Annotated in this window: 17 protein-coding genes; 13 read left to right on the forward strand and 4 right to left on the reverse strand. The window is 39.3% G+C overall.

The annotated features are described in order from the left end of the window. Window positions 1-109: 109 nt before the first annotated feature. From dcd to KTJ10_RS14640, 6 genes are all read left to right on the forward strand, one after another. The gene (gene dcd, locus KTJ10_RS14615) at window positions 110-679 is read left to right on the forward strand and encodes a dCTP deaminase (RefSeq protein WP_003653416.1); all 570 of its coding nucleotides are present in this window, start codon (window positions 110-112) and stop codon (window positions 677-679) included. Window positions 680-980: 301 nt separating this feature from the next. Beyond that, window positions 981-2,282, forward strand: a complete 1,302-nt coding sequence (locus KTJ10_RS14620; protein WP_262442321.1) for a hypothetical protein — start codon at window positions 981-983, stop codon at window positions 2,280-2,282. 226 nt (window positions 2,283-2,508) lie between these two features. Continuing rightward, window positions 2,509-4,641 carry a hypothetical protein gene (locus KTJ10_RS14625; RefSeq protein WP_262442322.1) on the forward strand — a complete coding sequence of 711 codons (2,133 nt, stop codon included), beginning with the start codon at window positions 2,509-2,511 and terminating at the stop codon, window positions 4,639-4,641. Window positions 4,642-4,656: 15 nt separating this feature from the next. After that, window positions 4,657-5,382, forward strand: a complete 726-nt coding sequence (locus KTJ10_RS14630) for a DUF6160 family protein (protein WP_262442323.1) — start codon at window positions 4,657-4,659, stop codon at window positions 5,380-5,382. Window positions 5,383-5,414: 32 nt separating this feature from the next. Beyond that, on the forward strand, window positions 5,415-7,826 hold the full coding sequence (locus KTJ10_RS14635; RefSeq protein WP_262442324.1) for a DUF6160 family protein: 2,412 nt from the start codon (window positions 5,415-5,417) through the stop codon (window positions 7,824-7,826). Window positions 7,827-7,987: 161 nt separating this feature from the next. Next, a complete protein-coding gene (locus KTJ10_RS14640) occupies window positions 7,988-8,941 on the forward strand; it encodes a DUF6160 family protein (RefSeq protein ID WP_262442325.1) in 954 nt (317 codons plus the stop codon). An 82-nt stretch (window positions 8,942-9,023) separates the two neighbouring features. On the opposite strand, the gene KTJ10_RS14645 is transcribed toward KTJ10_RS14640, so the two are convergent. Then, window positions 9,024-9,968 (reverse strand): tRNA dihydrouridine synthase, encoded by a 945-nt coding sequence (locus KTJ10_RS14645; protein ID WP_262442326.1) that lies wholly within the window; start codon window positions 9,966-9,968, stop codon window positions 9,024-9,026. Window positions 9,969-10,053: 85 nt separating this feature from the next. Then, a complete protein-coding gene (locus KTJ10_RS14650) occupies window positions 10,054-10,863 on the reverse strand; it encodes an inner membrane protein YpjD (RefSeq protein ID WP_086266048.1) in 810 nt (269 codons plus the stop codon). A 140-nt stretch (window positions 10,864-11,003) separates the two neighbouring features. On the opposite strand from KTJ10_RS14650, the gene ffh reads away from it, so the two are divergent. After that, window positions 11,004-12,416, forward strand: coding sequence for a signal recognition particle protein (gene ffh, locus KTJ10_RS14655; protein ID WP_002120334.1), 1,413 nt, complete (start codon window positions 11,004-11,006; stop codon window positions 12,414-12,416). A gap of 49 nt (window positions 12,417-12,465) precedes the next feature. Here the strand turns inward: ffh and KTJ10_RS14660 are convergent, their stop codons facing one another. After that, complete coding sequence (locus KTJ10_RS14660; protein ID WP_262442327.1) at window positions 12,466-13,200, reverse strand: pantothenate kinase; 735 nt, start codon at window positions 13,198-13,200, stop codon at window positions 12,466-12,468. A gap of 15 nt (window positions 13,201-13,215) precedes the next feature. Beyond that, the gene (locus KTJ10_RS14665; protein WP_262442328.1) at window positions 13,216-13,968 is read right to left on the reverse strand and encodes a biotin--[acetyl-CoA-carboxylase] ligase; all 753 of its coding nucleotides are present in this window, start codon (window positions 13,966-13,968) and stop codon (window positions 13,216-13,218) included. A 30-nt stretch (window positions 13,969-13,998) separates the two neighbouring features. On the opposite strand from KTJ10_RS14665, the gene KTJ10_RS14670 reads away from it, so the two are divergent. The 6 genes from KTJ10_RS14670 (at window position 13,999) to bfr (ending at window position 23,107) form a co-directional block, all read left to right on the forward strand. Beyond that, window positions 13,999-14,802: a sulfite exporter TauE/SafE family protein gene (locus tag KTJ10_RS14670; protein WP_262442329.1), complete on the forward strand. Its 804-nt coding sequence runs from the start codon at window positions 13,999-14,001 to the stop codon at window positions 14,800-14,802. 256 nt (window positions 14,803-15,058) lie between these two features. After that, window positions 15,059-15,754 carry a GntR family transcriptional regulator gene (locus KTJ10_RS14675; protein WP_016144478.1) on the forward strand — a complete coding sequence of 232 codons (696 nt, stop codon included), beginning with the start codon at window positions 15,059-15,061 and terminating at the stop codon, window positions 15,752-15,754. Window positions 15,755-15,764: 10 nt separating this feature from the next. After that, window positions 15,765-19,214, forward strand: a complete 3,450-nt coding sequence (gene smc / locus KTJ10_RS14680; protein WP_262442330.1) for a chromosome segregation protein SMC — start codon at window positions 15,765-15,767, stop codon at window positions 19,212-19,214. A gap of 1 nt (window position 19,215) precedes the next feature. Then, complete coding sequence (locus KTJ10_RS14685) at window positions 19,216-20,256, forward strand: cell division protein ZipA C-terminal FtsZ-binding domain-containing protein (RefSeq protein ID WP_032042177.1); 1,041 nt, start codon at window positions 19,216-19,218, stop codon at window positions 20,254-20,256. 94 nt (window positions 20,257-20,350) lie between these two features. Then, window positions 20,351-22,390 (forward strand): NAD-dependent DNA ligase LigA, encoded by a 2,040-nt coding sequence (ligA, locus tag KTJ10_RS14690; protein ID WP_068613161.1) that lies wholly within the window; start codon window positions 20,351-20,353, stop codon window positions 22,388-22,390. A 252-nt stretch (window positions 22,391-22,642) separates the two neighbouring features. After that, window positions 22,643-23,107: a bacterioferritin gene (bfr, locus tag KTJ10_RS14695; protein ID WP_001214863.1), complete on the forward strand. Its 465-nt coding sequence runs from the start codon at window positions 22,643-22,645 to the stop codon at window positions 23,105-23,107. Window positions 23,108-23,130: the final 23 nt, after the last annotated feature.

Genomic DNA, 23,130 nt, shown 5'->3' on the forward strand with positions numbered 1-23,130 from the left:
CCGCTGAGCTATTCTTATTTATTTGAGTAGCTCTGTGTTGTTTTCATAATTGGTTTTTTAAGTTAAAGTACGTCGAAATCAATGAATTTACCTTTTGGATAGAAAATACATGGCCATTAAGTCTGATCGTTGGATTCGCGAAATGAGCGAAAAACACGGCATGATTGAACCTTATGCAGAGAATCAAGTCCGTTTTGATGAAAATGGTGAAAAGTTGATTTCCTACGGGGTCTCTAGCTATGGTTATGATGTACGCTGTGCCCGTGAATTCAAGGTTTTTACAAACGTACATTCTGCAATTGTCGATCCAAAGAATTTTGATGACAAAAGTTTTATCGATATTGAGTCTGATGTTTGTATTATTCCGCCAAACTCATTTGCTCTAGCGCGTACAATTGAATATTTCCGTATTCCTCGCAATGTGTTAACAGTGTGCTTAGGTAAATCGACCTATGCTCGTTGCGGTATTATTGTAAATGTGACTCCATTAGAACCAGAATGGGAAGGTCACGTTACGTTAGAATTTTCAAATACGACAAATTTACCTGCGCGTATTTATGCTGGGGAAGGCGTAGCACAAATGCTATTCTTTGAAAGTGACGAAGTATGTGAAACCTCGTATAAAGACCGTGGTGGTAAATATCAAGGTCAAACAGGTGTTACGCTTCCTAAAACTTAATGTTTCCTCGATGAAAAGATTTTAAAAATAATGGGTCACTTAGGTGGCCCAATTTTATAAATAAAATTTTGTGAGAAGCGTTTATCGGAATTATGATGAACGACAGTTTCCTTTTGTAAAAAATGATATAATATGATCAATAATTGATTTGTTTTTTTGTTTTGCATCACAGAATTTAAAAACAAATGTGGTTGATATAGGCTCTCTTTGATAATGTTTAGTTGAATATTTATCAAACTTAGATAAGCCAAATAAAAAGAAATTAAACAGGATTATGCCCCCACGGATATGGAGGTCGGCCATGCGACAGTTTACGTCTCTTCGAGTAGCACTTTTGACACTCGGAAGCTTATGCTTTTCCTCAGCCTATGCTGCTTCTACACTAGTCCCTATGTCAGATGCTGAATTATCAGCGACCCGCGGCCAAGCTTTAATGGGTATGTCTTATATTGCGCCTACAGATTCTGCAAGTAACTCAAGTTCAAATGGAAATATGGGGTTTTATCGACTTGCATTAGATGCTCAATTAGAAATTAATGCCAATATTAAAAAATTACAGTTAGGTTGTGGGGGCGTAAATGGAGCAGGTGCCTGCGACATTGACATTGATTATCTGAGTTTAAGTGGGGGCACAGTAGATAGTACTAGTACTGAGCGAGCCTCTTCTTCCGCTATTATTACTAATCCATTTTTAGAATTTGCTGTTAAAAATCCAGACTCGGCTTCCACTCGTGAAATTCAGGGTTTTCGATTAAGTGCTAAGTCACTTTCGGGTTTACTTACTTTTGGTTTAGAAAATGGTGATGCACCTAGCGGTATTAATTCATTAAGTGGATATATGGTCACTAAACCAACTGGTGGTACGGTAACTACGAATCCTTACTATGGTATTACCCAAGATGAAACAGGAACAGCAATTACAGGACGAGCGCAAGTTCTAGGTAATCTATATACAGTTCCATTTACATCTAATTCTTATAACCTAAACTTGGGTACTGGTACAGGCACGTTATCTATGGGGCAACAAATTATTACGGGTAAGCGTATTAATACAGCGAATTTAAATGCGACTGCAAGGGTCGGAGGAATTTCAGTTACAGGAACTTTAGATGCAACGGCTTCAGTGCTCGGTCTTCCGGTTGCGATTTCAGGTAATGTAACTGGAACAGTAAATAATCTTGATGTAAATGTGGCAATTAAACAAAGTCTAGGTTATTTCCATGCCGCGCAATTAAATGGATCTGCAGGTTATTTATCTGTACAAGGTGTAAATATATTATGGCCTGAGGCTGCTTCAACGGCACAAACTGGATGGTGGTTAGAACTTACTAATCCAATTGATATTGGTCAAATTACTCCTACTGGGAGTGTCGATATTGCTCTAGCTACTATTAATGATGCTTTAGGACAAGTGAGCTCCTACTTAAATAGTAATCCTGTGCCGTGTGGAGCATTTGCATACAATTGTCTACTTTTAGGTAATCTTCCAATTGGAACTGTTGATTTAACAGGAAAAACCCCAGCTTCTATGGCTTTAACTAATGTAGTGCTACAAAAACAGAATTTCTCAGCTAACTGCTATGGTTCTTTAAAATTCTGTTAATTGATTTTAATGTATTTGCTATATTTCATTCATCGGAAAAATGCTTTTTTATTTATTTACTTTTGCATTTGACTAAATATTCAGCATAATGGAAATGTGGAAAGGTTGGCAATTTTTAAAGTTTGCCCCTTGTGAGGTGAAAAAGGAAATAATCTCATCTCACATCAAGGACTGTTAAAGAAAAAGAAATATGGTGCGCGGCATCGTATAAAACAGGAAGGTCACGATGACTACACTTAATTATACGGTAAGGTTTCAAAAAACCGTGTTAGCAAGTTTAATTGGACTTTTTTTAAGTCAGTCAAGCTTTGCTCTTGAAGAACTTTCTGATGCTGGTTTAAGTGAAACTACAGGTGAAGGTATTGCGATATTACCGCAAAATACATTCATGGTATTTCGTGGCGCTGGTCCAAATGAATCTGTAAATCAAATTATTACCGATCGTAGTAAAGATACAGGTTATATTAACTATGTACCCGTAGGGCCCTTGAGTGTTGCTGCGGCTGATACCAGTGGTAATGGCGCTGTTGGGCCAGAAGACCGCGCAGTAGGTAAAGCAGATATATTTCTTTATGGATTAGCATTATCTAAGTCAGATGGCGATGCAAATTCGCGTATTGCTAACACCTCAGCTGCAGCAGCGATTTCAAGTTGGGGCACAGGAGCCAATCCATGGATATTTAAAGTAAAAACTGTGACCAATGTTCCTAATTTTAGTACAACAGATAGCGGTGTTTACCCAGTAACATATTTATCTTTAGAAGCTCCTCTATATCAACCATTAATTGATGGGGCAGAAGGAGCTGATGCATATAATTTAAAATTAGGGCTATGGGCTGATGCATTTGTACGTAATCCCAATGTTGTCGCTACAACGAATGGTTCTCTAGCCCAATTTCAATATGGTAATAATAATGGGCTAATTGGTACCAGTATTGATACAACTCGTGCTAACCGGTTACGTTTGCAAGGCATTCTAAATGGCTTTAGTTTAAATGGTAGCCAGATCAGTTTGTTTCAAACATTAGGTGGTGCAACTACTGGTGGAGGAATGAGCCCTTTTTATAATAATACGTTAGGGATGTCTGGACTAGTTCGCTTAAATACAGGTGATAGTAAAAATACTAGTATTGTGACTGAAAATGTTACGAGTCAAACGCAGACATACGCCACAAGTACTAATAACGGATGGCAAACCGTACATGCTGGTGCAAACTCAACTTTAAGTGCAAGTAGTACTGGAGATTGTGGTAACAGTGGAACAGGGAGTTTTAGTACCTCTCGTGGATGCCGTTACTATGTAGAAAATCGAACTAGAACAGATACAAAAACATCGAATAAAACACGAATTGCTTTTAATGATACAAGTAAGGTATTGCGATTTAGTACACGAGAAACTTCAGACTCACCAAATGCATCAAACAATTTATATACACCTGCATTTGATTCTACAGGCGCCGTAGCACCGAAGTTTGCTGATAGTGAAGGCTTATATCTCTATAACCCAAATATTAATTTAGTATTAGGTAACTTATATCAACCGCTTATTTTAGGTTCTGACGGCAAAAACTTTAGTATTGAAATTGCGCGAATTGCAAATAAACCAGAAATATATAAACAGATTTATACTGATTACACAGGTGCTGACACGTCTTACAAAGGTTCTACATGTAATGTTTATTCATGTGTTAACCCTACGCATAGTAGTATTACGATTGGTACCGTATATAGTCCTGATAATGGGAAAACCTTGTTAGCAAATACCGGTGAAGGAGCAATTGGAGTTTCCTTTGGTCGTTTAATTTCAACAGGTACGCAAGTTTCTGGAACTTCTGCCGGTAGTTTAGTATCACTGACTAATTCAGTATCTGGTACCACTTCAGCTACGATGACAGAGGTCCGTTTTAAACAAAGACAGCAGAACACTCAAACTTGGAATCAAGAATATAGTTGTGGTTTGTTTAATTCGGACTGTGGTTATAAGACTGTTGGTTACCTATATCAGTGGGAATATAACAAAGGAACTGGGGCTTGGGTTATTACAAATCCAACAACAAAACCAGCTGATGCTCCAAAGTGCTCTGGTGCACTAGGATGTACGAGCACATCAGGTTCAACTCCAATGTATGGAGCTACTTCGAATCGTGATTGGACTAACTCTGCTATTCCATGGTTGACTTCAAGAAATGCTGTCATTAACGATTTAATTGGTAGTAGTAATGGCACAACTGGCTATGTCATTCCAACAGCCAATCAAGCTCCAGCTTTGTCTAACATTAGTCCTTTAAATAACTTAGGGTCAGCTTCAATTGACGGTGTTTTAATTCAGCACTTAAAACTAACAACCAAAGGCCTATAAGAGGAGGAGAATGATATGAAAAAAATAACTATTTTACTCCTTGCTCTTTGTGCAACATTGACTCATGCAGAGCTACAAACTTTAGATAATGAAGCATTACAGGCAATTAATGGCCAAGCTGGTGCTGATTTATCTTTAATGCTCAATTTAAACCAGACAGCTAATGGTGTATTTGACAATGGTAGTGGTGGTGTCTGTGAGAACCTAGAGTTCTGTCATATTGGTTTGGCAATTAACAAACGTTTTGTACAGGCAGATGCGACCAAACCAAGTGGTTGGGCCGAAAATAGCGATAGTGGTAATAAACTTTGGCTTGTATTTAAAGGTGTACAAGGTACTTTAAATATCCAAAAAATGGGTTTAGATGGTGCTGATTTAAAGTATTTGGATAAAAACAATACTGAAATGATTAAGCCTGCTATTCAGCTTAGTTTTAGTGCAGCGCAGCCAATTTTAATTCGTAACTTTGGGTTTAATGCCTTATCAATTGAGCAAGATAACTTTACTAGCTCAACAACAGCGCAAGGGTCCAGCGCAAATATGTATGATTATGCATATTTCAAAAAGCCAACTTATGCGGCGACTGCTAACAGTGCGAACCAACAAGTGGCGACTGCCACACCATCGGCGTATGACCATGGACGTGAAACTGGTTTTATGGGCTTGATGATGAATGGGAATTTGGCTATCCAAGGGAAAGTCATGGTCTTTAGCTGTGATGGAAGCCATCCTCGTTGTTAAGGGTTAATGTTGATTTCAAAGGAACTGAAGTGATGAAAAAAAATAATGAAAATCACAGCTCAAAGTTTATTTTAAACGCATTAACAACCAGCATGTTGTTAGTGAGCGGACATGTTTTTGCTTTAGAAGCTTTAACAGATGCTGACTTGAGTGCTGTTAATGGACAAGATGGGATTTCGATTCAAACGACCTTTAATGAAATCAATATTGATAATGCCTACTGGGATGATCATGCAGGGACACCTAGTAGTGCAGATCAGGTCTTAAGAGCACAAGCAAGCGGGATAAAAGTTCAAAAAAGTAATGCATCTAGTCAGCCTTTAAGTACAAATTACCGTTTAGATGTAGGGAGTAACCCTACTACGGGTAAAACTGGACTCGACTTTTCTATGCAAAGCAGTCCATCACTCATTACTGTAAATAGCGTTAAAGTTTGTAATAGTTCAGCTACATGCTCGCCAACTTTAGGGCAGTTGGCTATTCAAACGACTTCCCCTCTAAATTTGGCACTTACAACCCAAGATGGTTTATTTAATGCAAATAGCCAGTCAAGCATGACACTTGGTATTAATAATGCCAATATTTATCTAGGAGAATTGGATGCTCGTAGCCAGTTAAATCAGTTAATTTTAAGAAATTTTAACTTTAATTTTGTTGGTAAAGGAGCGATGTTAATTGACCCAACTCGTGGCTTAGTTTTACAGACAAATACTGGAACTAATGTTGCTGGTGTAGTGCAAACTCCGAATACTACCTATGGCTATGTTGATTTTAACCGTGTAGCAGATTCAGCTTCTGGTTTAACTGCGGGTACGTATGTTGACAGTAGTGGCAAAGTAACCAATTCAGGCCTAAATATTGAGGTGATGCTCAGCTCGAATGTCGATAAAACTAACCCTTATGCTTTAGACGCAACCAATAGTCCCCAAAATGCGAAAGGTTTAATTCGTTTAGGTGCTAGCGGACGTATGGTAAATAGCTATTTACAAGTCCGTGGTATGGATGGTACGTCAGATACAACAATATTAGGTACAGCAAATACCGCCACAGGTACGGGCTCAAGTAATAGCATTTTAGGTAATTCTGGGATCGCCTTTCGTATGAAAGGTGAATTCACTAAAGATAATGATTCAATGCTAGGTGCAGATGGTAAAGCAACTACTTTAGAAATTGGTGGAGCAGGTCTGAATGCTTATGGTTTCGAGTTTGGCAATTTAACTGGTCTTAACTCAGCTACGCGTGGTTATTTCGACAGCGGAAATATTTATCTAAATCTTGCTGATACAAAAACATTATTAATGCCAAACAACGCGACTTTAAATGCAATTCGTTTAGGGGCGGGTACTTTAACAACAACTGCTGATTATCAACATAACATTCACCGTGATACGGTCACTAATCCGTTTAGCTTAATTCTTGCGATGCGTGGAGCAGAGTTTCAAGCATTTTCAAGACGCGGTCGTTTTACGACAAGTGCGAATGTTGCTGCTGCCAATCAGTTTGCAGATAATGGTGCAAATAACCAGTGGGGCCTAGCATTACCTTTTTATAACTTAAATGCTAACGCTGCTGTATATGGTTTAGATGCACCGGCAAATAGTGCTTATTACTACACAAAAGATGCAAATGGTAAGCCTATTCGAAATGCTGTGGCTACATCCGGAACAACTTCGCGTTTAGGTTTTGGTATTGCTGCTGGAACTACGGGACGTGATGCGACTGGAACCAAAACAACCTCAATTTTATTAATTGATGGTTCTCCAAATGCTAATAATGGTGGTAGTCCTACTGATTATTACATGGGCTTACGTAATATCGATATGTTCCTCAAGGGCAATGGAAGTATTGGTTTAGAAAATGGCAGTCTTAATATTAGTTTAAAAGAGATGCTACTTGCTTTATCAACAGAAATTGCAGCAGGTTATTTACCAGGGGCTAAATATAAAACTTGTCCAGCGACGGGTTCATGTACTTCACCTATCGATAATTTTGCCAAAAATAATGATGTCTTATTTGGTCTAAAACTCCGTTTAGGTGGCGATCTTAACTTATCAATTGTGCCAAACAGTTCAATTGCAGATGGTAGTGCTTTAACTGTATTGGGCGATTTCACCATACCTGCCACAGCAACTGGAAATACGGTTCAAATTAGTGATCCGATCGATGGTTCTGCAATTGGTTTTGACAATATTGCAGGAAAGCTAGCGTTTAATACCGCTTTGGTTGTGGGTAAAGATACAACAAGTGGTTTAGGTAAAGTTGGCGTAAATACAGCGGTTTATTTTAACCCTGATAAGAGTATTGACGGCGCATTACGTGTAAAAGATATTAATTTCTATCCGCCTTCAACAGGAGCTGGAGCACGTTTAGGTGAGCTTGCAATTACTGGTGGACGCTTAAATAGTAGCTTTAGTATTGTGCCTAGAAATGGCGCCTTTAACTAATGAATAAAAGTGACGATTATCGTCACTTTTTTATATAAATTTTATTTTAGTGTGATTGGATTTGCATTCGTCGGGTTATAGAGATAATTGCTTTGTACTTGAATATTATTCTGTTAGTCTGAACAAATAATAAGCGTTTGTCTCTTAAGGATTAGAGCGACATGAAGAATAAGAATATAGGGTTCTGGCTGCTACTTGCCAGTAGTTCAAGTGTTTTTGCAATGCAGCCTTTGGATGATCAAAGCCTTGCAGCAGCGACGGGCCAAAATGGCTTAACTTTAGGAATTCAGGCCGATAAAGTTAAATTTAACCAGGTCGCACTCATTGATACTAACGGTATTGCTTCAACTTCTTATAACAGTAAGGCTGGTTTTGTCATTGCTGGAAACTCTACTAACCCAGTTCCTGGTATAGAGTTTATTAAAGCTGCTGTATCGGGTAATCCTTCTTTTAATATTGCAATGGATACCGATGCTGGGGGTGGAAATCCTTTTTTAAATTTAGCTATATCTATGGGGAATGATGTAAACGGTATTCGACTTCTACCTTTTTCAGTTTATTTAGCCCCAAGTACATCTTTATCTAGCCCATCCGATTATGCATTAACAAGTTATGCACCAAAATCAATTTTTAGTTCGGGAACGACAGTAAATACGGGTGTAAAAGAAATCATTCGTTCTACTGGAAATCTTGATATTAACTTTGTACAAACCAATAAACCCCGTTTAAATATTCAACTGGGTCATGCTGCCCAGTCCGTCATGGTTAAATTTGGTGGAGCAATTCAATCTATTTGTTCTGCTGCTACGGGTTGTCCAATTACTTTAGTGTCCGATAATACGGGTGCTACATTTGGGTTTAAGTTTGCAGGAACAAATACTTCAACTGGTTTTGTGTTAGATGGTTTTTATGCAGGTGTTGAACCAACTGGATTAACTTTTGGGAATATAGGTGCATCTAGTAAATTTGATGCTTCACTTAATAATGTCACTTTAGGAAATATGGGTACTCAAAGTACAACAACGTTTAATAATTTACCTAATGGCTCTATGGGGAATTTTGGTGTCACTGGCGTTTCTGTATCTGACTTTAAAATGAAAGTAAGCGGCTTTTAAAAAAGAATAATAGCTTAACCTGAAATACGAAAGAGGGCGGCTGTGAAAACAATCGCCCTCTTTTTTTTAAGGTTATAGCGAGTTAAATAGTATCTGATCTGGTGTGTTCTAATTGTTGAACAATCTCATCTAAAGCTTTAATTCGTTTGACTTGATCCCATAATTCTTTCGCTTGAGGGTAGGCTTTGGTCATCATACCTAACCACTGTTTATAACGACCAACCATCCCAATTTCTGTTTTTGCTTGACCGTTTAAAAAGCGAATTTGTAAGTCAACGAGTTGTTCCCAACTAAATAACGCTTCATCCATATTTTGGCGAATGCATTGGGTTAAATCAGGAGTTGTCACCGCACCACGGCCAATCATTAAGTCTTCACAACTAGATTGTTGCTGACAGGCTCTAGCATCAGCATTGGTCCAGATTTCACCGTTAGCAATCACATTAATTTTTAAAGCTTCTTTAATGGGTAGAATTTTTTCCCAATAAGCTGGTGGCGTATAGCCATCTGCTTTAGTTCGAGCGTGTACAGTTAACCAGCTTGCACCCGCATCTTCAACAGCATGGGCATTTTCCATCGTATGGTTTTCATCGAGATAACCTAAACGCATTTTTGCTGAAACAGGAATATGTTCAGGTACTGCATCTCTTACTGCTTTAATCAGTAGATGTACAACATCGGGTTCATCGAGAAGTACTGAACCACCACGATGTCGATTAACGGTTTTTGCAGGACAACCGAAATTAAGATCGATTGCAGGTGCACCCAATTCAACAACTTTTGCTGCATTTGCTGCCAGCATATCTGGGTTATTACCTAGGAACTGAACATGAACAGGCGTACCGGCTGCTGTTTTACCATCATTTTTTAGTTCAGGACAAAAACTATAATAGATGTGGTCTGGCAAAATACTGTCTGTAACGCGAATAAACTCGGTCACACACCAGTCGAAATCACCAACAGATGTGAGTGTATCCCGCATGATCGGGTCAGTTAAACCTTCCATTGGAGCGAGTATGAGTTTCACAGTCTGTGTCACCTGAGTAAAACGAAAAACAGCGTTATACGGGATATGCATAACGCTGTCTAGTATCGATTAAATTTTAATTTTCCTAGCGCCCTAAGATCATCTCAAGCACAAATTTACTACCGATAAATCCAATCGCTAAAAGTACAAAACCTATTAAGGTAAAACGAATTGCTTTTTGACCTCTCCAACCAAGCTTGTAATGGCCAATCAGTAATGCACCATAGATAAACCAAGAAATAATACTAAATACGGTTTTATGAGCAAGATGCTGAGCAAAGAAGTTATCAATGGTTAAAAAACCAAATGTAAGCGCAATCGTTAATAAAATGAAACCAGTAATGATTAGATCAAATAACAAAGATTCCATCGCTTGAATTGGCGGGAGTAAGTTGACCCAAAAACGTTTTTTTTGTTTCTTTTTGAGTTCACGATTTTGGAACCATATTAAGATTGCATGTATGGTTGCCATCAGTAAAACTGCATAGGCAGAAAGTGAAAGAATAATATGAGTATCAAGACCTAGCGAATGCTGCTCAATAAATTGGTCTGGTCGACTAAATGCAAAACCTAAAATAAGACCAATAGCTGCGACAGGAATGCCTAACAAGTTTAACGGCAGAATAGGGCGGAAAGTACTAAAAATTAAGCTTAACAATAGCATAAGTCCCGATGTGAAAGACATCAGGTTAAAGACATCGTAGTTAATTCCCGCTGGTGTAAGCATGGCATCGCATAAAACTGTACCGTGCAACAGTAGTGCCAAGATAGTAACAAAAGCAAATAACCATGAGTTTGGTTCACGTTTTGACATTAAACGAATAAACAGATACCAGAAAGAAGTGGTATATGCGATGAGTGCCAAAATTGTGTAAACCAAGGGGAGGCTAATCATGTCAAACCTTTTTCAGGATTAATTCATCTATATAAGATATAAATTCGCTGCGAACTAAAGTATCCTATAGCATTCTATGCATAAATTTTCTATTTCGAGAAAGATTTTTTTGCAACTAGCCATTTTAAGCGGATTTTGCAATGTTTGATACCTTAACAGAACGACTCACACAGAGTTTAAGAAATGTTACTGGCTCAGGGCAGCTGACCGAAGACAATATTAAAGATACCTTACGTGAAGTACGTATGGCACTTCTTGAAGCCGATGTCGCGTTACCTGTAACTCGTGAATTTATCGCGAAAGTTAAGGAAGAGGCATTGGGCCAAGAAGTGATGACTCAGTTATCACCAGGCCAGGCATTTGTAAAAATTGTCTATGACGAACTCACCAAGATGATGGGTGAGGCGAATGAAACACTTGATTTAAGTGCGAAACCTCCTGTTGTAGTATTACTTGCTGGTTTACAAGGTGCGGGTAAAACTACAACTGCTGCCAAGCTGGCACGTTTCTTAAAAGAACGTCAAAAGAAAAAAGTAATGACTGTTTCTGCCGACGTTTATCGTCCGGCAGCAATTAAACAGTTAGAAACTGTTTCAAATGAAGTTGGTGCAGGCTTTATTCCTTCAGATCCTTCTGAAAAGCCAATTGATATTGTTAATCGTGCAATTGAACAGGCAAAAATCCAGTTTGCTGATGTATTGATTGTCGATACCGCAGGTCGTCTACATGTCGATGCAGACATGATGGACGAAATTAAAGAATTGCATGCAGCAGTTAAGCCGACTGAGACCTTGTTTGTGGTTGATGCCATGACAGGTCAGGATGCTGCAAATACAGCAAAAGCATTTAATGATGCTTTAGCACTTACCGGTGTGATTCTTACTAAAACTGATGGTGATGCACGTGGTGGTGCAGCGCTTTCTGTGCGTGCCATTACTGGTAAGCCAATCAAGTTCTTGGGTATGGGTGAGAAGCTTGATGCTTTAGAACCATTCCACCCGGACCGTGTTGCTCAACGTATTTTAGGCATGGGTGACGTACTTTCTTTAGTCGAAGAAGTTGAACGTAAAATCGACAAAGAAAAAGCCGAAAAAATGGCGAAAAAATTGCAAAAAGGCGGTAGCTTCAACTTTGAAGATATGCTGATGCAATTTGAGCAAATGAAAAAAATGGGCGGCATGATGGGCTTCTTAGACAAGTTGCCTGGCATGAGCGGTGCAGGAATTCAGCAAGCGATTGAGCAAGCGAACCCTGAAAAACAAGTCAAGAAGATGGAAGCTATTATCCAGTCAATGACTGTTAAAGAGCGTCGTAATCCGGACTTAATGAACCCAAGTCGTAAAAAACGTATTGCGGCAGGTTGCGGTATGGATGTTGCTGAAGTGAACAAACTCATTAAGCAACAAGCGCAAATGGCCAAAATGATGAAGAAATTTGCGAATCCATCTGGTATGAGCAAAATGATGCGTTCATTAGGCAATATGCAAAAGCAATTTGGCGGCGGCGGTGGCGGAATGGGTCCACTGTTTGGTAACAACGACCAAAAGAAATAAATCCATAAAATAAAAGGCGCATATAGCGCCTTTTATTTTGTTGTGTATTTTAGTCTTTAGGATAATGAGCAATATATTGCTGTAGTCCTTTGAGTAAAAGATCGGTTTCCACAACAGGCTCATATTTTTGTAAGAACTTGGCAAATAGTGTCGCATCGCCACCAGTTAGCAGCAGCTTTTTAGGAGATTGCTGCATAATATTTTCAATGGTACTAATGAGGCCTAATAAAATACCGTGATGTACTGCATCTACAGTGTTATTGCCTGGATTTAGATTGTCAAAAGCTGAGTCTGGAATTTTAATACCCTTGGTATTTTGAATAAGAGCATCTCGCTGCAAATACAAATTAGGCAGGATGTAACCTCCTAAATGCTGTTTACCTTGAGTTAGGTCAATTGTGAGTGCTGTTCCGCAACCAATAATGCAATAGTTTTCATCTGCTTGAGCTACAGCTAACACTTGTAACCAGCGGTCAATCCCGAGCTGACTTGGAACTTCATAACCACACTGTAAGCCTGCATATTCAGAATGGACTTTCGCAAAAACTATTGGAATTTCAAGCCATTTTAAAATCTGCTGAATGCGTTGATTATTCTCGGTATCGAGTACCGAAGAAACCCCGATTCGATGTAGACCTTGATGCTTAAAGTGTTGGATTAACCCAAGTAATAAATCGGCAGGAGATTGTAAATGTAGCTCGGCTGCATGCTCAATAGTTTGCTGATTTTCAGTAATCCAGTATTTTAAACGGGTGTTTCCGATATCAAGCCATAAACTTTTCATTGGGAAAACACCTATTTACTGAGTTGTCTGTGGTCTTAAACGACCTTGATAAAACTGCTTTGGTTCTGGTGTTTCAAGAATGACTGCACCTTCATTGGAGATTCCAACGAAACGGCCATGTACCAGTCCTTGGCTATGTTCAAACTGAACTAATTGATTTAACCATGCTGCATGGTGGTTAAAACGTCCCGCTAAATTGTAGCAGCCATGATCAAACCAGCGAGCAGCATTTTGAATCGCAATATAAAGTTCTGAAATTAACTCAAGACGACCCATTTGCTCTAGGCCCAAATCTTCTAAAGAGGTAATTGGTTGATCACTATCAGTCACTGGTGGTGTTTTTAAATTAATACCTACACCCACAATAGCCTGATGTTGAGACAGTGGTTCGACTAAAATTCCACCCCATTTACCCTGAGCGCTATATAAATCGTTTGGCCATTTCACTTGCAAATTCAGAGCTTGTAACTGGGGGATTTGCAAAATATTCAGAGCAACTTCAAGTGCTAAGCGACCATCTAAGGGTGTTCGAGTTTGCACCAATGTGCTTAAATAAATGTTTCCTTCAGGTGAAATCCATTGCCGTTGATGTTGACCTCGCCCTTGAGTTTGTTGAGCACTGCAAACCAAGCCCGTTGTAATGCCTTTTTGGGCAATTTCACGAATATCATCATTGGTCGAAGTTGTGGTTGCTTTTAATAAAACCACTTCTGGAAGCTGGTTTTTTGCGCTTAAAAGTTGTTGTAGTTGGCGAGTCTCTAAATCCATGTTGAATATGAGCAGAGTGGTAAAACATTTATGGAGTTAATCATATATTTACTCATTGGCGCAATTGCTGGTTTTACTGCCGGATTGTTTGGAGTTGGTGGTGGACTAATTATTGTACCAATCCTCTATGTGGTTTTTACCCAATTGCACTACGATCCCGCAGTAATCATGCATATTGCAGTCGGAACATCGCTTGCAACCATTATTGTGACGTCTTTTAGTTCTGTTTCAGCTCATCATAAAAAAGGTGCTGTACTTTGGCCGGTTTTTCGTAATTTAGCACCAGGGTTAGTATTAGGTTCATTTTTAGGGGCGGGTATTGCCGACCTGATGTCTGGTCAGCATTTGCAACTTCTTATTGGTATTTTTGCAGTTGCGATGGCCTATCGGATGTTTAAAGGAGCACATGTAGTTGTTGATCCAACGCGTCAGCTTCCTTCAACCCCTATGCAATTAATGGCGGGTGGAGGCATTGGTATTGCCTCTGCAATTTTTGGAATTGGAGGAGGAAGTTTAACCGTTCCATATTTAAACCGTCATGGCGTGGTCATGCAAAAAGCAGTCGCGACTTCTGCCGCTTGTGGTTTACCAATTGCAGTTGCTGGAGCGATTGGCTTTATGTGGTTTGGTGCGAAAGAACAAATTTCAGTGCCTAACACGATTGGTTATGTGCATATCTATGCATTTATTGGCATTAGTGTCATGAGTTTTGTCACGGCGAAGTTTGGAGCAAAGGTTGCTCATGCGTTATCGCCGCAGATGTTAAAAAAATGCTTTGCTTGCCTATTAGTGGTTGTAGGCAGTTATTTTATTTATAAAGGCATTATGCACTAGAGGCTAAAATCTTAAATTTATAAGACAGTGATGTAAAAGCTTGAATTTTTAGGAATTCGAGCTTTTTTTATTTATAAAATATAAGGGTACTCTAAGCTTTTATTCATCTGATTTTGGTGTTGTTTTTAAATGAGTTGGCTTAAAATGCAATGAAATTGTCAGACAATGACATAGTTTTTAATCGATGGGATCAGTTAAAAACAAGGATGCGAAAGAAAAGCATGGATTAATGCATATAAAAAGTAGCGGGTGATTTATGAATCTCGAAGAGACAGAAAGTCTTTCTGAGCAAATTGTCAAATATATTAGCGAACAGATCATTAGTGGCGAGCTGGTAGAAGGTGAACGTATTCAAGAGCTACGTATTGCCAAAGAACTTGACGTTAGCCGAGGATCAGTTCGTGAAGCATTGTTATTATTAGAGCGTACTCATTTAATTGAGATATTTCCACGCCGTGGGGCAATTGTCTCAGAAATGTCTGCACAACAAGTTAAAGCGTTGTTTGATACAAATATGATGTTATTGGGGCATATTGTACAACGCATGAGCGAAACATGGCGTGCGCATGAAGCAGATCAATTACAGTTGCTATTAGAGCAACTTCTTGAGCATGTCAAAGCAGGTGATATCGAAAAATTTTATGATGGGGTCTTCCAATATTTAGCTGAACAGCAAGATATGGTGGGTAATCCTTATCTAATGAAATTTTATAAAGAGTTATTACCTTCGTTACGTCGTAGTTATTTTTTGACCTTAAATACCTCTAAGCGGGAACTACAAGAAGCATTTGCATTATTTAAACTCGTGACTGATGCAATTTTAATCCGAAAATCACAACAAGCCGCTTTATTTATGGAAGATTTTTGTCGACACTTACGTAACCTTGTGTTGGAATCGCTGACACGAATGAAACAGATTGAATTGGCTTGGGCTAGACGCTCACGCCGCTAGTTAGGGCATTATGCGTTTAAGCAGTTTAAAACTTTCCGGCTTTAAATCTTTTGCAGATAGTACAACCTTAAATTTTAAGGCTAACCGCACAGCAGTGGTTGGTCCAAATGGTTGTGGCAAATCCAATGTAATCGATGCAATCCGCTGGGTGATGGGTGAATCAAACGCTCGTCAGCTCCGTGGTGGTAGCATGCAAGATGTTATTTTTACGGGGACTTCCAAACGTAAGCCCGTTGGTGTGGCCAGTGTTGAGCTACGCTTTGATAATACTTATGGAAAGTTGGGCGGATCGTATAATGCTTATAATGAGTTAGCTGTTCGCCGTCAGGTGACCCGTGAAGGTAAGTCAGAATATTTCTTAAATGGTACACGTTGCCGCCGCCGTGATATTACCGATATTTTCTTGGGGACAGGCTTAGGACCACGCTCTTATGCAGTCATTGAGCAAGGCATGATTAATCGTTTGGTTGATGCCAAGCCTGAAGAAATGCGTGTGTTCATTGAGGAAGCCGCAGGTGTTTCTCGTTATCAGGCCCGTCGCCGTGAAACTTTGCAGCATCTTGAGCAAACAGAGCAAAATCTTTCGCGCTTAGACGATATTGCACTAGAGTTAAAATCGCAGCTTAAAACGCTTAAACGTCAGTCGGAAGCAGCGGTTCAATATAAAACTTTAGAAAGCCAGATTCGTACGCTCAAAATTGAAATTTTGTCTTTTCAGGCAGAGAAAAGTGTACGCCTACAAGAAGAATATACCGTTCAAATGAATGAATTGGGTGAAACCTTTAAATTGGTTCGCTCAGAATTAAGCACGATTGAACATGATTTAGAAGCAACCAGTGCTTTGTTTCAGCGACTTATTCAGCAATCTTCACCGCTACAACAAGAATGGCAACAAGCTGAAAAGAAACTATCTGAGCTGAAAATGACTCTTGAACAAAAACAGAGTCTATACCAGCAAAATAGTACCACTCTCGTTCAGTTAGAGCAGCAAAGATTCCAAACTAAAGAACGTTTACAGCTTTCTGAATTGCAACTCGAAACACTGAATAATCAGCTAGAAGAACAAACAGAAGCTTTAGCTGGAGTTGAGCATACAGCGACGGAGGCTGAACAAAACTTTGCTGATTTACAATCTCAGCAAAAACAAGCACAACAACAGTTTGAACAAATAAAAGCTCAAGTTGAAAAACAACAGCAGCAAAAAATGCAGATGTCAGCTCAAATTGAACAGTTGGGTAAAAATGTTCAGCGCATTGAGCAGCAAAAAGAAACTTTGCAGCATCAAGCAAATCAAATTCAATCGCATGTTCATGAAGATGAGCAGGGTGAGCTTGAGCAACTGCAACAACAGTTGTGTAGTGAAATTTCGACGCTTGAAACTGAAATTGAGCAGTATGTGCAGCATATTGAACAAGCTCAACAAGCGCATCAGGTAAATAAAAACCAGCAGCAAACACTGAAAACAGAAATCCAAGTTTTATTATCAGAGCAGAAAAACTTAAGCCAGCTTGTTGCTAAACAAAGTCCAAAGCAAAACCAAGATACGTTACGTTTAATGCAAGCTCTAGAGTTAACAGAGCAGGGCAAACCGCATGCGCAGATTGTTGAGAAGTTTTTAGCAAAATGGTTACAAGCTCATATTCTTGAGACCGAACAAGTCTTTCAAGAAGGAGTTGCCCGCCAGTTAAAACCTTCAGAGCAAACAAGTAAATTTAAAGGGAACTTGGCTTGTTTAAATGAGTGGATTGCATCGCCACAGCTATCAATCTTTTCAAATGTAGCGATTGCACAAGATTTGACTCAAGCTTTAAATGAGCAAAAACAATTGCAACATGGTCAGTCTATTCTGACTTTAGATGGTTATCATGTCGGGCAAGATTGGGTGATTGCTCTTATGTATGATGACGAAAGCCAAAGTGCACAAGGTATGCTGAGCCACCGTATTCGTCTAGACGAAATTGAACAAGCTCTTGAAAAGCAGCAACCTCAATTACAAACATTAGATCAAATCGTAGTTCAGCAAAAAGATGAGTTAGCGCACTTACAGTCAGGTGTGCAGCACAAACAGCAAGTTGTGAAACAAAAGCAAAAAGACTTACAACAGCTTGATGTGCAAATTGCCAAGCAACAAACCGCAGCACAAGCATTTTTACTGCAAAAACAGCAATTAAAAGATCAACTTGGTCAGTTAGACATGCAGCTTGAAGAAGATGCAATGCAAAAAGATGATCTTGAAATTGATTTGCATGCATTAGCAATCAAGCTCGAAACCATTTTACCTGACTATAAAACTTTGCAATTTCGGGTAGAAGAATTAACAGAGCAGCTAGAAGAACAGCAACAAGCCTTGCAACATCAACAACAAGAACGTGAAGTTTTACGCCGTAATAGTACTCAGACTACTCAACAGGTTGAGTTGCTTGAAAAAGATATCTCGTTCTTGCAAAGTCAATATCAGCAAATTGCAGCTCAAATGGAGCAAGCGAAAAAGTTTGTTGACCCTATTCAATTAGAGCTACCGAATCTTGAGTCAGAGTTTCAGCAACAATTTGCTCAAACTGAAAAGTTGCAAAAGAACTGGAATGAATGGCAGCTTGAACTCAATAGTGTGCAGGAAAAACAGCAGACTTTGACCGATCAGCGTCATCAATATCAACAAAAAGATGAGCAGCTCAGAGAACAACTTGAAGCGAAACGGTTGGCATGGCAAGCAGCCAAATCAGATCGTGAGCATTATCAAGAGCAGCTTAAAGAGCTAAATGCCGAACTCCAAAAAGGCTTACAAATAGATTTAGCCGAGCACCAGCAAAAACTGGAAAAAGTACAGAAACAGTTTGAAAAAATCGGTGCGGTTAATCTTGCCGCTTCGCAAGAGTTTGAAGAAGTTTCTCAACGTTTTGATGAGCTGAGTCACCAGATTCAAGATTTGGAAAATACGGTAACTCAATTAAAAGATGCGATGAAAAGCATTGACCAAGAAACCCGTAAGCTGTTTATGACAACTTTTGATCAGATCAATCAGGAGTTGCAAAATCTGTTTCCAAAGGTTTTTAATGGTGGTGAGGCGAGTTTAAGTCTTGAAGATGACTGGCAATCTGGTGTTAAACTGATGGCAAGGCCGCCGGGTAAGAAAAATAGTTCTCTAGCATTACTTTCCGGTGGAGAAAAGGCTTTAACAGCGTTAGCATTAGTATTTGCGATTTTTAGATTAAATCCGGCACCGTTTTGCGTATTAGATGAAGTGGACGCACCACTTGATGATGCGAATGTTCAGAGATATTGTAATTTGGTAAAAGAGCTTTCTGAACATGTACAATTCATTTACATTACACATAATAAGCTGGCGATGACCATGGCAACTGATTTGTTGGGTGTGACCATGCCTGAACCGGGTACATCAAAATTAGTCACTGTCGATCTAGAACAGGCAAAAGAATACGGGTTAGTTTCGGAGTCATAGAATGGAAATCAATACGATTATTGGCATCGTTGTTGCCATTATAATTATGCTAATTGGCTTAAAAATGATTTTAAAAAAGCCAAACCATGCTGAACCCTCATTAGACAGTGATTTGCATATTAATCCTGATAGTAATCAACCGGTTATACCTAGGCACGTGAGAGATCAGCTTGAGAAAACTGAATCTGTAGCGGTGACTAGTGCAGAGCGAGTAGAACCAACTTTAAGCGAAGCTGCGCCGTCACAAGTACCTGAAACAAAACAGACAGAAATTGAGACCGTAGAACCCGCTAAAGCAATTCAAACTGAACAAACTCAAGCAGTTGTTGAAAACGCTTCTGTAGAAGAAATTAAATCTCAAGAAACAGTACCAAGTTCTACCATTCATAAAGATGGTTCAGTTGAGTTGGTTGATACAGTTTCTGTTAAACCGGAAGCTGAAGCTTTAGCAAAAGAAAATCTGGAAGCTGAAAGCGAAAAAACTGAGCCTGAGTTGAGTTTGAACCCGAATATAGAAACCGCCGAAATTGCTGAATTTGAAGGCGAGAGTAATATTCTGGATGTGCATTTACATGAACAGCAACGTTATGATGATGAAAGTGCATTAGCGATGGCTGAACAGATTATTGCGCTAAATGTTTATCCAAACCCTCGTCGTGCATTGTCTGGCGATAAAGCGCTTAAAGTGCTGTTAAAATATGGTTTACGCTATGGTGAAATGTCGTGCTTCCATCGTTATGAAAATACCGATGAGCCGAGTGTACTCATGTTCTCTGTATTGCGTATGACAGACAATGGACCAGCTGGGTTTGATCTTGAAACGCTATCTACTGAACAAGTTCAAGGATTAGCATTCTTCCTTGCGCTTCCAAACAGTAAAGCCGTGACTGGTTTTGACATGATGGCGAGTATTGCAGGTTTAATTGCTCGCGAAATTGATGGCAAAGTTTACGATGAGAATAATCTTGAATTTACGCCACAGTTAAAAGAGCACTGGCGTCATCATGTGATTGATTATCGTCCGGCACAGGCGACCGCCTAGTTTTAATTTTTTACGTTCGTTGCGATAATTGCAACATATCTAGTCGCAGCTCAGGGTGGAGAAATTTCCACCCTTTTTTATGGTGAATAACATAATGGCAACAACTTCCGTGATCGAACAGATGCGTCAGCTTATTCAACTGATTGCAAAGCATAACCATGCCTACTATGTCATGGATCAGCCGACAATCTCGGATAGTGAATATGATCATTTATTTCACCAGTTAAAAGCTTTAGAAGAGCAATATCCTGACCTTGTTCAATCAGATTCACCGACTACAAAAGTAGGTGGACAAGCACTCTCTAAATTTCAAAGTGTGACTCATGTAGTTCCGATGCTTTCTTTGGGGAACGTTTTTAATCAGGAAGACTTGTTCGCATTTGCACGTCGTGTTGAAGAGCGTTTGCCTAATCAAAAAGTACAATACGAAGTCGAACTAAAACTTGATGGTCTTGCGATTTCTCTCTGGTATGAAAATGGCCTATTAGTACGTGGCGTTACACGTGGTGACGGAGAAACTGGTGAGGACATTACCCAGAACGTTAAAACGATTCGTAATTTGCCTAAAGTGTTACATTCAGATCACTTTGAAATTCCACGTTTGCTGGAAGTTCGTGGTGAAGTACTTATGCCAAAGTCTGGTTTTGAAAAACTCAATGCTGAACAGGAAGCCAAAGGCGATAAAACATTTGCCAACCCGCGTAATGCTGCAGCTGGTAGTTTAAGACAACTTGATCCTAATATTGCTGCGGCTCGACCTTTAGCATTTTATGCTTACGGCATCGCTCAATGTGAACCTAATCATGGCTTAACTACCATGCATGACAGTCTGCAATGGCTCACAAAACTTGGATTTGAAATTGCTGAACGTCAATATCTGTGTAATTCAATTCAAGAAGTACAGCAACGTTATGAGCAAATTCAGCAAGAACGTTCAGATTTACAAGTTGAAATTGATGGGATGGTTGTAAAGGTTGATGACTTAAAGCAACAACAACAACTTGGTTTTTTAAGTCGTGAACCACGTTGGGCAACTGCTTATAAATTCCCTGCACAAGCTGCATTAACTACGGTTGATCAGATTGATTGGCAAGTAGGGCGTACAGGTACTTTGACTCCAGTAGCGCGTTTAAATCCTGTGTTTGTAGGGGGAGTTACGGTTTCCAATGTAACTTTACACAACATTGGTGAGATCCATCGCCTAGATGTACGTGTTGGTGACACGGTGAGTGTTTATCGTACAGGCGATGTTATTCCTAAAGTAGAAAAAGTCTGGCCAGAATTCCGTCCTGTTGATGCTGAAATTGTACATTTACCTGAAAACTGTCCTGTTTGTGCTTCACCAGTTGTAATGCCTGAAGGGGAAGCTTTAGCACGTTGTTCTGGTGGACTGTACTGTGCTGCACAGCGTATTGAAGCGATTCGTCACTTCGTATCACGTAAAGCTCTGGATATTGAAGGCCTAGGCGATCGTTGGGTAGAGTCTTTATTACACCTCGATTTGCTCAAAGATGTTGCCGATATTTACCATTTGCACGAACACCGAGAAACTTTACTCGGGATTGAAAAAATGGGCGAAAAATCTGTACAAAATCTGATTGATGCGATTGAAGCCAGTAAGAAGACAACGCTTGCGCGTTTTATTTATGCTTTAGGAATTCGTGGGGTAGGTGAAACAACAGCTAGAATGTTAGCCAATACTTTCCAAACTTTGGAAGCGCTTAAAGCTGCTGATGTTGAAGCTTTAAAGAAAACACCAGATGTTGGTGATATTACTGCCGAATGGATTGCTGACTTTTTCTTGGCACCGCACAACATTGAAGTGCTTGATCGCTTAATTGCCGCAGGAATTCATTGGGATGCACCGACTGCACCAACACGCCAGCCATTAAATGGTGAAAGCTGGGTGTTAACGGGCACATTAGAGCAAATGACCCGTGATCAGGCAACTCAAATGCTACAAGCATTAGGTGCGCGTGTAAGCGGTAGTGTATCGAGTAAAACCAAATGTGTTGTTGCGGGTGAGAAGGCTGGTTCGAAATTAGAAAAAGCAGCAAAACTAGGTATTGCTGTTATGAATGAGACTGATTTCTTATCACTTATGGCGAGCTACGGGCAGACTTTAAGCGAATAGATCTACCGAAATAAGAACCATTGATTTTAGTTACAAATTTATAAATTGATGGTTTGAGCCATATTTTAACGCTTGTCTGAACTTATAAATTGGACAAGCGTTTCTTTTTGCAGAGGAAATTTAAATAACTTAAACTGCAAATGCGTATGTTTCTCATTTTAATTTGATAAAAATCATAAACTTAACCATTTTTTGTTTTGCAATCACTTTTAAGATTGCCCATAATAGTTCTCATACGATAGGAGATTTATTATGCGTGGCAATCCAGAAGTCATAGACTATTTAAATATGCTCATTGGCGGAGAATTGGCTGCCCGTGATCAATATCTAATCCATTCTCGTATGTATGAAGATTGGGGTTTAAATAAAATTTATGAACGTATTGATCATGAGATGCAAGAAGAAGCTTCTCATGCTGATGCGATCATTCGCCGTGTATTGTTTTTAGGTGCTAAACCAAACATGCACCGTGAAGATATCAATGTTGGTACAGACGTTGTATCTTGTTTAAAAGCTGATTTGGCGCTTGAATATCATGTTCGTGAAAAGTTAGCGACAGGTATCAAACTTTGCGAAGAGAAGGGCGATTACATTAGCCGTGATATGTTGCGTCAACAATTATCAGATACTGAAGAAGACCATACATACTGGTTAGAAAAGCAATTACGTTTAATTGAGTTGATTGGCTTGCAAAACTATATTCAATCTCAAATTTAATAAAAAACCCAGCTAAGGCTGGG

This window comes from Acinetobacter sp. WU_MDCI_Abxc222, from assembly GCF_025514755.1.
In the GTDB taxonomy this organism is placed as follows: domain Bacteria; phylum Pseudomonadota; class Gammaproteobacteria; order Pseudomonadales; family Moraxellaceae; genus Acinetobacter; species Acinetobacter geminorum.

What these genes read in the sequence shown, in the direction of transcription:
- dcd (WP_003653416.1), top strand. Translation starts at nt 110, where the DNA reads ATGGCCATTAAGTCTGATCGTTGGATTCGCGAAATGAGCGAAAAACAC.
- KTJ10_RS14620 (WP_262442321.1), top strand. Translation starts at nt 981, where the DNA reads ATGCGACAGTTTACGTCTCTTCGAGTAGCACTTTTGACACTCGGAAGC.
- KTJ10_RS14625 (WP_262442322.1), top strand. Translation starts at nt 2,509, where the DNA reads ATGACTACACTTAATTATACGGTAAGGTTTCAAAAAACCGTGTTAGCA.
- KTJ10_RS14630 (WP_262442323.1), top strand. Translation starts at nt 4,657, where the DNA reads ATGAAAAAAATAACTATTTTACTCCTTGCTCTTTGTGCAACATTGACT.
- KTJ10_RS14635 (WP_262442324.1), top strand. Translation starts at nt 5,415, where the DNA reads ATGAAAAAAAATAATGAAAATCACAGCTCAAAGTTTATTTTAAACGCA.
- KTJ10_RS14640 (WP_262442325.1), top strand. Translation starts at nt 7,988, where the DNA reads ATGAAGAATAAGAATATAGGGTTCTGGCTGCTACTTGCCAGTAGTTCA.
- KTJ10_RS14650 (WP_086266048.1), bottom strand. Translation starts at nt 10,863, where the DNA reads ATGATTAGCCTCCCCTTGGTTTACACAATTTTGGCACTCATCGCATAT.
- ffh (WP_002120334.1), top strand. Translation starts at nt 11,004, where the DNA reads ATGTTTGATACCTTAACAGAACGACTCACACAGAGTTTAAGAAATGTT.
- KTJ10_RS14660 (WP_262442327.1), bottom strand. Translation starts at nt 13,200, where the DNA reads ATGAAAAGTTTATGGCTTGATATCGGAAACACCCGTTTAAAATACTGG.
- KTJ10_RS14665 (WP_262442328.1), bottom strand. Translation starts at nt 13,968, where the DNA reads ATGGATTTAGAGACTCGCCAACTACAACAACTTTTAAGCGCAAAAAAC.
- KTJ10_RS14670 (WP_262442329.1), top strand. Translation starts at nt 13,999, where the DNA reads ATGGAGTTAATCATATATTTACTCATTGGCGCAATTGCTGGTTTTACT.
- KTJ10_RS14675 (WP_016144478.1), top strand. Translation starts at nt 15,059, where the DNA reads ATGAATCTCGAAGAGACAGAAAGTCTTTCTGAGCAAATTGTCAAATAT.
- smc (WP_262442330.1), top strand. Translation starts at nt 15,765, where the DNA reads ATGCGTTTAAGCAGTTTAAAACTTTCCGGCTTTAAATCTTTTGCAGAT.
- KTJ10_RS14685 (WP_032042177.1), top strand. Translation starts at nt 19,216, where the DNA reads ATGGAAATCAATACGATTATTGGCATCGTTGTTGCCATTATAATTATG.
- ligA (WP_068613161.1), top strand. Translation starts at nt 20,351, where the DNA reads ATGGCAACAACTTCCGTGATCGAACAGATGCGTCAGCTTATTCAACTG.
- bfr (WP_001214863.1), top strand. Translation starts at nt 22,643, where the DNA reads ATGCGTGGCAATCCAGAAGTCATAGACTATTTAAATATGCTCATTGGC.